This window comes from Cupriavidus sp. 8B (assembly GCF_054589115.1).
In genome coordinates, this window is sequence record NZ_BAAILO010000309.1 from 1 (window position 1) to 9869 (window position 9869).

Sequence of the window (9869 nt, forward strand, 5' to 3'; positions counted from 1 at the left end):
ACTCAACCCTCGGCTATGTCTCGCCTACCGCTTATGAGGCCAAGCCAACAGCAAAACAACCTATCAGCCTGTCCGAAAAAACTTGACCACTACAAACTTCAAGGTCAAAGGCAACTGCAGTTTCACCTCCCCTTCGGGGAGGCGACCTACTTTTTTGTCTTGCCAAAAAAGTAGGCAAAAAAGGCGCGCCGGATGGGGCGACACCCCCTCGGGCCCCATACGGCCTTGGCACACCTTGACGGCTCGCTTCGCATCGCGTTGGGGTGTGTCCCGCCCTTCGGGCGCTTCACACGGCCGCAATTGGTTGATCGGTTGATCTTGCCGCCGGTTGGCTCCCCTCTCCCGCGCAGCGGATGAGGGGTCGGGGGAGAGGGCGGGCGTTCGCCGAGACCGGGATCTCACACCGGCCCGCACCGCTTGCCGTCTGAAAACAAAAAAGCTAGCAACGGTCACCCGTCGCCAGCCTCCTTCACCCATTCAGGGCCGTGCTTACTTGCTATACACGTACACGCCACGCCCGGTCTTGCGGCCGAGATAGCCAGCCGCCACCATCTCGCGCATCAACATGGCCGGCCGATACTTCGGGTCGGCGAACTCGGTGTACAGCACTTCCATCACGGCCAGCATGGTGTCCAGCCCGATCATGTCCGCCAGCGCCAGCGGCCCGATCGGATGGTTGCAGCCCAGCTTCATGCCTTCGTCGATTTCTTCCGGCGACGCCAGGCCTTCGCCCAGTACGCAGAACGCCTCATTGATCATCGGGCAGAGAATCCGGTTCACCACGAAGCCCGGGTTGTTCTTTACGGTGATCGGGTACTTGCCGAGTGCCTTGGAGAGTTCTTCCACCAGCGCGTGCGTGGTGTCGCTGGTCTGCAGGCCGCGGATCAGTTCCACCAGGGCCATCATCGGCACCGGGTTGAAGAAGTGCATGCCGATGAAGTTGCCCGGGCGGCTGGTAACGGCAGCCAGCTTGGTGATCGAGATCGACGAGGTGTTGGACGCGACGATCACGTCGTCGCCGACGATGCTGTCGATCTGCTTGAGGATCTTGACCTTGAGGTCGAAGTTCTCGGTAGCGGCTTCGATCACGATGTCGGTGGCCTTGAGCGCGTCATAGGACGTGGAGCCCTTGATGCGCGCGAGTGCGGCTTGCTTGTCGGCTTCGCTGATCTTGTCTTTCTTGATCAGGCGATCCAGGCTGCTGCCGACGGTGGCGATGCCCTTGTTCACCGCTGCGTCGCTGATGTCCACCATCACCACGTCCAGGCCCACCACGGCGCACGCTTGCGCGATGCCGTTGCCCATGGTGCCGGCGCCTACGATGCCCACTGTCCTGATTCCCATCTTGTCTTCCTTGTTGCTGGTTGCTTGATTCTGGTGCGGTGTGTTGATCAGGCTTCGCGCAGCGCGGCGATGATGCGCTCGGCGTGCTGGCTGAGGATCTCCGGATCCTGCATGTCGGTGCCGTGGCCGCGCAGGGTGCGCTCGGCGTAGCGCGGCACGATATGGAAATGCACGTGCGGCACGGTCTGGCCGGCGGCGGCGCCGTTGAACTGGCCGATCGAGATGCCGTCCGGCGAGAAGGCGGCGCGCACCGCGCTAGCGACGCGCTTGGTGGTGCGGATGGCGGCTTCGGCACCGGCGTCGGACAGGTCGAACAGCTCGACGGCGGGTTCCTTGGTCACGACCAGGACGTGGCCATCCGACTGCGGCATGATGTCCATGAAGGCGACGGTGTCGGCGTCTTCATACACCTTGTTGCAAGGCAATTCGCCACGCAGGATGCGGGCGAAGATATTGTTGGGATCGTACACGGTACTCCTGATTGGTCTTGGTCTTGATCTTCGCTGGCAGCAAGGGAGGCGGCTGGCGCAAACAACAAGTTTAACGCAGGGGCCTCGCGCCAGACAGCCCCTGGCGGACGCATCACATATTGCGGCGGTACTGGCCTCCTACCTCGAACAGGGCATGCGTGACCTGCCCGAGCGAGCACACGCGCACCGCATCCATCAGCACCGCGAACACATTGTCGTTGTCGATCACGGCCTGGCGCAGCCGCTGCAGCATGGCCGGCGCGGCGTCCGCATGGCGGGCGTGGAAATCCGCCAGCCGCGCAAGTTGCCCCTGCTTCTCCTCTTCGCTGGAACGCGCCAGCTCGAGCGATTGCGGCGTTGGGTCGCCGTTGGGATTGCGGAAGGTATTGACGCCGATGATGGGCAGCGTGCCATCGTGCTTGCGCTGCTCGTAGTACAGCGACTCTTCCTGGATCTTGCCGCGCTGGTAGCCCGTCTCCATCGCGCCGAGCACGCCGCCACGCTCGGCGATGCGCTCGAACTCCTGCATCACCGCCTCTTCCACGAGGTCGGTCAGCTCGTCGATCAGGAAGCTGCCCTGGTTGGGGTTCTCGCACTTGGCCACGCCCCACTCGCGGTTGATGATGAGCTGGATCGCCAGCGCGCGGCGCACCGATTCGCCGGTGGGCGTGGTGATGGCTTCGTCGTAGGCGTTGGTGTGCAGCGAATTGCAGTTGTCGTAAATGGCGATCAGCGCCTGCAGCGTGGTGCGGATGTCGTTGAAATCGATCTCCTGCGCGTGCAGCGAGCGGCCGGAAGTCTGGACGTGGTACTTGAGCTTCTGGCTGCGCTCGTTGGCGCCGTATTTGTCGCGCAGCGTCACCGCCCAGATGCGGCGCGCCACGCGGCCCAGCACGCTGTACTCCGGGTCCATGCCGTTGGAGAAGAAGAACGACAGGTTGGGCGCGAAGTCGTCGATATGCATGCCGCGCGCCAGGTATGCCTCCACATAGGTGAAGCCATTGGACAACGTGAACGCCAGCTGCGAGATCGGGTTGGCTCCGGCCTCCGCGATGTGATAACCGGAGATCGACACCGAGTAGAAATTGCGCACCTGGTGATGGACAAAGTACGCCTGGATATCGCCCATCACCTTGAGCGAGAACTCGGTGGAGAAGATGCAGGTGTTCTGGCCCTGGTCCTCCTTGAGGATGTCGGCCTGCACCGTGCCGCGCACATTCTGCAGCACCCACGCGCGGATCTTGGCTTCCTCGTCGGCGGTGGGCTCGCGGTTGTTGTCGGCGCGGAACTTGTCGAGCTGCTGGTCGATGGCGGTGTTCATGAACATCGCCAGGATGGTGGGCGCGGGCCCGTTGATGGTCATCGACACCGAGGTCGACGGGCTGGTGAGATCAAAGCCGTCGTACAGCACCTTCATGTCGTCCAGCGTGGCGATCGACACGCCCGAGTTGCCGACCTTGCCGTAGATGTCCGGGCGCGTGTGCGGATCCTCGCCGTACAGCGTGACCGAGTCGAAGGCGGTGGACAGGCGCTTGGCATCCATGCCTTCGGAGACCAGCTTGAAGCGGCGATTGGTGCGAAAGGCATCGCCCTCGCCGGCGAACATGCGCGTGGGGTCTTCGTTCTCGCGCTTGAAGGCAAAGACGCCGGCGGTGTAGGGGAAGCTGCCGGGCACGTTCTCGCGCATCAGCCACTTGAGCACTTCGCCCTCGTCCTCGAAGCGCGGCAGCACCACCTTGCGCACCGTGGTGCCGGACAAGGTGGTGGTGGTGAGCGTGGTGCGGATTTCCTTGTCGCGGATCTTCACCACGTATTCGTCGCCGCTGTAGGCCTTGCGCATCTCCGGCCACATCGCCAGCAGCTTGCGCTCCTGCGCGCCCAGCGCGGCGTCGCGTTCGGTGGCGAGTGCCTGCAGCGCCTCGCCCTCGCCTTCCTGCCCGGAGGCGGCCAGCAGCATGCGCCGAGCCTCACGCAGTTGCTGGCGCTCGCGCGCCAGCCGGCTCTGCGTTTCCACGCGGCGGTGATAAGTGCGTACCGTGTCGGCAATCTCGGCCAGGTAGCGGTTGCGCGCCGGCGGCACGATCACGTTCTGGCCGGTGGAGATGCGCCCGTTCAGCTGCGGCAGCACGCCGGCCGGCGCATGCATGCCGCGCGCGCAAAGCGCCTCGCGCAAGCCCTGGTAGAGCATCGTCACGCCGTCGTCGTTGAAACGCGAGGCCTGGGTGCCGTACACCGGCATCTCCTCGGGCTTGGCGTGCCACTGCTCGCGGTTGCGCTGCACCTGCTTGGCCACGTCGCGCCAGGCGTCCTGCGCGCCCTTGCGGTCGAACTTGTTGATGGCGACGAAATCCGCGAAGTCCAGCATGTCGATTTTCTCGAGCTGGCTGGCGGCGCCGAACTCGGGCGTCATCACATAGAGCGACAAATCCACGTGCGGCACGATGGCGGCATCGCCCTGGCCGATGCCCGAAGTCTCCACCAGGATCAGGTCGAAGCCGCCCACCTTGCAGGCCGCCAGCACATCGGGCAACGCCTGCGAGATCTCAGAGCCGGCTTCGCGCGTGGCCATCGAGCGCATGAAGATGTTCGGATGGTTGATCGCGTTCATGCGGATGCGGTCGCCCAGCAGCGCGCCGCCGGACTTGCGGCGCGACGGGTCGATCGAGATCACCGCGATGGACAACGCATCGCGCTGGTCCAGCCGGATGCGGCGGATCAGCTCATCGGTCAGCGAGGACTTGCCCGCGCCGCCGGTGCCGGTGATGCCGAGCACGGGCGTCTTCATCTTGGCGGCCTCGGCGCGCAGTGCGTCGGCCAGCGCGGGAGCCGCCTTGCCGTTTTCCAGCGCCGTGATCAGTTGCGCAAGCGCGCGGCGGTCGCCGCCCTTCATCGCGTCGAGCGTGGTGGGCGCATAGCCCGCCAGATCGATATCGCAGCGCTGCACCATGTCGGCGATCATGCCCGCCAGGCCCAGGCGCTGGCCGTCTTCCGGGCTGAAGATCCGCGCCACGCCGTAGGCCTGCAACTCGCGGATCTCGTCCGGCACGATCACGCCGCCACCGCCGCCGAAGAGCTGGATATGCTCGCCGCCGCGCTGGCGCAGCAAGTCGACCATGTACTTGAAGTACTCGACGTGGCCGCCCTGGTAGCTGGAGATGGCAATGCCCTGCACGTCTTCCTGCAAGGCCGCGCTGACCACCTCTTCCACCGAGCGGTTATGCCCGAGATGGATCACCTCGCAGCCAGAGGACTGCAGGATGCGCCGCATGATGTTGATGGAAGCGTCATGGCCGTCGAACAGCGAGGCCGCGGTGACGAAGCGCACCTTGTTGACGGGTCCTTTCGGTCCCTGCGCCTGATGGGGAGCGCTGGGTTGAGCGCCCTTCTGCACATCGGAAAGATCGGTCATTTGTCTCCACCATGTTCGGTGTTCTGGCTGGTCGCATGACGTCCATGGCTACCGCTCTGCAGGCGGCTCGGATCGAACAGGCGAGCGGTCTGGCTGACGCTGGCGCAGCAGCTTGATTATATGACGTTTACGTTAACGGCAATCAAGCCACGGCGGCGCGGCCAGCCATGGGGAACATCCTCGCATAGTTGGCGGGACGATGTGGAGGGACTTGTTGAGGCGTCGCGGAAGACCGAGGCCGCGAGACGGCGTGTGAGAAAGCGCAAGACCGGACACTTGGCCACGCTTGCACCAGTACGGATGGCGCGGGATTGCCCGGCGCGGGACGAAACCAGCGTGCCCGGATGCTGGCCGGCAGCGCGGACACGCTCCGCGCCGGCCGGCTTGCGTCAGCTCAAAGACCGGGTTCCGGGCACTGGCCGGCACCGCTGCCACGGCGCTCGCCGAAGCGGCGCTTCAGCGCACCCGCCAGCCTGCCCAGCCAGCGCCACGACAGCGGTGCCGGCGTCTGGGCGAGCGTGAAGCGCGCGCCATCGCTTTCGCCGGACAGCCACACCCTGGCGCCGGCCGGCAGCGCAAAGACCGCTCCCGGCAGCAGCCAGATATCCGCAAGGTGGCCTTCCACCGTCAGCCACAGGCGGCCTTCGATCGCCTTCACGCTCTGCCCTTCGCGGGCGCGCCAACTCACCGGCCGGCCGGGTTCATCCAGTTCGAAGATCCTTAGTTCGCGCATTTCGCCACTCCTGTCAGCATTGCGGTGATGTCTCTCGTACCCACTGGCCCAGCCAGTGCAGGCACGCCTCCGCATGCCTTCCATTATTCACAGCGCCAACTACAATCCCATGAACAGTTGCGAACAGTTTGACATGAACTGTTCAGTAGTTTTTCCTGACACTTTGCCTGCGCCTGCGCGATGAAACTAACTCTCGTTCCCGCCACCGGCGTGCCCCTGACCGACCAGATCGTCAACGAGGTCAAGACCTGGATCAGCTCGCGCGAGGTGCGCCCCGGCGCCCGCCTGCCGTCGATCCGCCAGCTCGCGGCGGAGCATGGCATCAGCCGTTTCCCGGTAATCGAGGCCTATGACCGGCTGGTGTCGCAGGGCCTGCTGGATTCCCGCCACGGCTCGGGCTTCTTCGTCGCGGACAGCCCGCTGCTGGCGCGCGCCGCCAACGGCTGGTCGGACCCGCGGCTGGCGGAGGACCTGTCCGACCATATCCTGGAACAGTTCAACCATCCCAGCGCCACGCTCAAGCTGGCGGGCGGCTTCGTGCCAGAGACCTGGCGCGACGTCGAAGGGCTGACCCAGGCGATCCGCCAGGTCTCGCGCAACGACATCCTCAGCGTGATCCACTACGCCACGCCAATGGGCAGCCCGGAGCTGCGCCAGCATGTGCTGACGCGCGTGCGGCAGCTCGGCGTCGCAGCTGAGCTGCCGCAGGTGCTGATCACCACGGGCGCCAGCCAGGCGCTGGACCTGGTGGTGCGGCGCCTGCTCAAGCCGGGCGATACGGTGTTCGTGGAGGATCCCGGCTACTACAACCTGTTCGGCCTGCTGCGCTTGCACGGCGTACGCCTGGTGGGCGTGCCGCAAACCCGCAACGGCCCCGACCCGGACGCCGCCGAGGCGCTGCTGCGCGAGCACAAGCCCAAGCTGTTCTTCACCAACAGCGTGCTGCAGAACCCCACCGGCGCGACCCTGTCGCCGCCCGTGGCGTTCCGCCTGCTGGAGCTGGCGCGCCGTCACGGCTTCCGCTTTGTCGAGGACGATATCTTCTCGGACTTCCAGACCAACTTCACGGACCGGCTGGCCACGCTCGACCAGCTCGAGCATGTGATCTATATCGGCGGCTTCTCAAAGACGGTGTCGGCCTCGCTGCGGATCGGCTACCTGGTGGCCGACAAGGCGCTGATCAAGGAACTGGTGGATGTGAAAGTGCTGACTAGCGTGGCGGGCTCGCATTTCGCGGAAGCCGTGACGGCGGCGCTGCTGGAGCGCGGCGCCTATCGCAAGTACATGGAGCGGCTGCGCCTGCGCGTGCGCCAGGCCACCGCGAGCGCGGTGCGGCGCCTGGGCGACGCCGGCTGGGAGGTGTATTGCGAGCCGGCGGGCGGCAATTTCCTGTGGGCTCGCACGCACGGGATCGAGGATTCGCGCGCGCTGGTCACGCTGGCCGAGCAGCATGGAGTGACGCTGGCGCCAGGCAATTACTTCCGGCCGGGCGGCGAGACCTCGGCCTGGATCCGCGTCAACTCCGCCTATGTCGAGGAGCCGCGCGCGCTGGCCTTCCTGCAGGAGGCCGGCGCGCGCGAACGGTGACTGCCGGCGGCGTCAGGCGCCGCCGTGCAGCACCGCGTTGCGGCGCGCGTAGAGGAAGTAGATCGCCAGGCCAATTGCCAGCCAGGCCAGGAAGGCTACCCATGTCAGCGCCTGCAGGTGGACCATCAGGAATACGCAGAAGCCCACGGACAGCAACGGCACCACCGGCACGCCGGGGCAGCGGAAGGCGCGCGGCAGGTCCGGCCGGGTCTTGCGCAGCACCAGCACCGCCACCGAGATCAGCGTGAAGGCCGACAGCGTGCCGATATTGATCAGCTCCGCCAGCACATTGAGCGGCACGAAGGCAGCGATGAAGGCGAACACGATGCCCACGGTCCACGTGGCAAAGAACGGCGTGGCATGCACCGGGTGCACCTTCGACAGCCGCTCCGGCAGCAGGCCATCGCGCGACATGGCGAAGATGATGCGGGTCTGGCCGAAGGTCATCACCAGGATCACCGTGGTCATGCCCAGGATGGCGCCCAGATCGACGAAGCCCGCCACCCAGTTCTCCCCGGCATATTGCAGCGCCAGCGACACCGGATGGTCGATGCCCGCGAACTTGGCAAAGGGCACGATGCCGGTCATGATGGCCGCCACCGTCACGTACAACACGGTGCAGACGGCCAGCGAGCCGATGATGCCGATCGGCAGGTCGCGGCGCGGGTTGCGCACTTCCTCGGCGGCCGAGGTCACGGCGTCGAAGCCGATAAAGGCGAAGAACACCAGCGCCGCGGCATTGAAGATGCCGTCCAGCCCGAATGGCGCGAACGGCTGCCAGTTGGCCGGCTTGACGTGCCACACGCCCACCCCGATAAAGAGCAGCACTACCGCGATCTTGATGGCCACCATCACGTTGTTCAGGCGCGCCGACTCGCGCACGCCGTACGACACGACCCAGGTGATCAGCAACATGATCACGGCAGCGGGCAGGTTGAACAGCGTCTGCACGCCCGGCACCGCGCCGGGCGCGGCGGTGAGCATGGCTGGCAGGTGCAGGCCGAAGCCCGCCATCAGCGACTGGAAGTAGCCGGACCAGCCGACCGATACGGCCGAGGTCGCAAGGCCATATTCAAGCAGCAGATCCCAGCCGATCATCCAGGCCACGATTTCGCCGAGCGTGGCGTAGCTGTAGGTGTAGATGGAGCCGGAGACGGGGATCGCGGACGCGAACTCGGCGTAGCAGAGCGCGGCAAACCCGCAGGCCAGTGCGGCGATCACGAAGGACAAGGTCAGCGCCGGGCCGGCGGTGAGCGCGCCGGTGCCGGTCAGCACGAAGATGCCGGTGCCGATGATGGCGCCGATGCCCATCAGGATCAGGTCGATGGGGCCGAGCACCTTTTTGAGGCCATCGTCGCGGGCGGCGGCCAGCATGGCCTCGATGTTCTTGGTGCGGAACAGACTCATCGGCGGGTACTCCTGGCGCGCTGGGCGGCTTTGAAAAGCGGCGTATTTTAGCGCGGCGGGGTTGGCGGATTCGTCACTTTTGAGTTGGTCGGTGTTTCTTTGGGCGGGCGAAGGGCGTCGCTGATTGTTTGAACGGTGTTGGCGTTTTGCACCCAAGAGCCGTACGACATTCCTCTGCGGGGGGGCGTCGCTGTCTGTTTCATTGGCGTTGGCTCTTGCACCCAAAAGCCATACGACATCCCCCTGCGGGGGCTGCCGGTCACTCTTCTTTGCGCGGCAAAGAAGACTAACGAGAAGAAAGCCGCCCTGCCGGGAGCAGAGCAATAAGGCTCTCGGGAATCGATGGTTTCGTCGTACGGCCCAGAGTGCCGGCGGGCTTCTGCCGGTACCGGTTTGACCGACCACGAACCTGCCAGCCTCCGGGATTCACGGTGCGGCCCCCGGTAGCAGACATCACTTGCTGCAAGCCGTCTGTCGCTCGCGGATTGGCCGGCCACGAAGTTGCAGGCGCACCGGTTCCGTCGTGGGCGCGGTGGCACCGGGTTGATTTGCCCATGACTCTGACCACCGCGCCCGCCCCACCACGAAACCATTGAGAGGCGATAAGTCGTGATGGCCCGCGCCGGTAACGGCAGATGTGCGAATGGGCACCGCAAACGAGGTCAGGGGCCAGACGACGAAACCGATGGGTCACGCCATTGCGATGCCCTACAAGCCGGTAACGGCAGATGCCAGCAGAACCGCTGGCCATACGACGAAACCAGCGCCCCTGGCACCCGCGATGGCTCTGCCCCCGGCAGGGTCGGCTTTCTTCTCGTTAGTCTTCTTTGAGGGTGGAGACAAAAGAAAGAAAGACCTATTCTTCCTAAACTGAACATGGAGATGCAGTCATGGGGAAGATGGGAAGGCCCTTGGCCAT

At 65.2% G+C, this 9869-nt stretch carries 6 protein-coding genes; 1 reads left to right on the top strand and 5 read right to left on the bottom strand.

Annotated features, from left to right (window positions below; genetic code table 11):
• Window positions 1-489: 489 nt before the first annotated feature.
• From ACYP5B_RS30890 to ACYP5B_RS30905, 4 genes are all read right to left on the bottom strand, one after another.
• Window positions 490-1344, bottom strand: a complete 855-nt coding sequence (locus ACYP5B_RS30890; protein WP_267605310.1) for a 3-hydroxybutyryl-CoA dehydrogenase — start codon at window positions 1342-1344, stop codon at window positions 490-492.
• A gap of 47 nt (window positions 1345-1391) precedes the next feature.
• Window positions 1392-1826: an HIT family protein gene (locus ACYP5B_RS30895; protein ID WP_400091486.1), complete on the bottom strand. Its 435-nt coding sequence runs from the start codon at window positions 1824-1826 to the stop codon at window positions 1392-1394.
• 100 nt (window positions 1827-1926) lie between these two features.
• A complete protein-coding gene (gene icmF / locus ACYP5B_RS30900; RefSeq protein ID WP_459572198.1) occupies window positions 1927-5223 on the bottom strand; it encodes a fused isobutyryl-CoA mutase/GTPase IcmF in 3297 nt (1098 codons plus the stop codon).
• A 394-nt stretch (window positions 5224-5617) separates the two neighbouring features.
• On the bottom strand, window positions 5618-5956 hold the full coding sequence (locus ACYP5B_RS30905; RefSeq protein WP_459572199.1) for a DUF2917 domain-containing protein: 339 nt from the start codon (window positions 5954-5956) through the stop codon (window positions 5618-5620).
• Window positions 5957-6136: 180 nt separating this feature from the next.
• On the opposite strand from ACYP5B_RS30905, the gene ACYP5B_RS30910 reads away from it, so the two are divergent.
• Entirely contained in the window at window positions 6137-7543 is a 1407-nt protein-coding gene (locus ACYP5B_RS30910; RefSeq protein WP_400091395.1) for an aminotransferase-like domain-containing protein, read from the top strand.
• A 12-nt stretch (window positions 7544-7555) separates the two neighbouring features.
• Here the strand turns inward: ACYP5B_RS30910 and ACYP5B_RS30915 are convergent, their stop codons facing one another.
• Complete coding sequence (locus ACYP5B_RS30915; RefSeq protein ID WP_400091393.1) at window positions 7556-8950, bottom strand: amino acid permease; 1395 nt, start codon at window positions 8948-8950, stop codon at window positions 7556-7558.
• Window positions 8951-9869 lie beyond the last annotated feature (919 nt).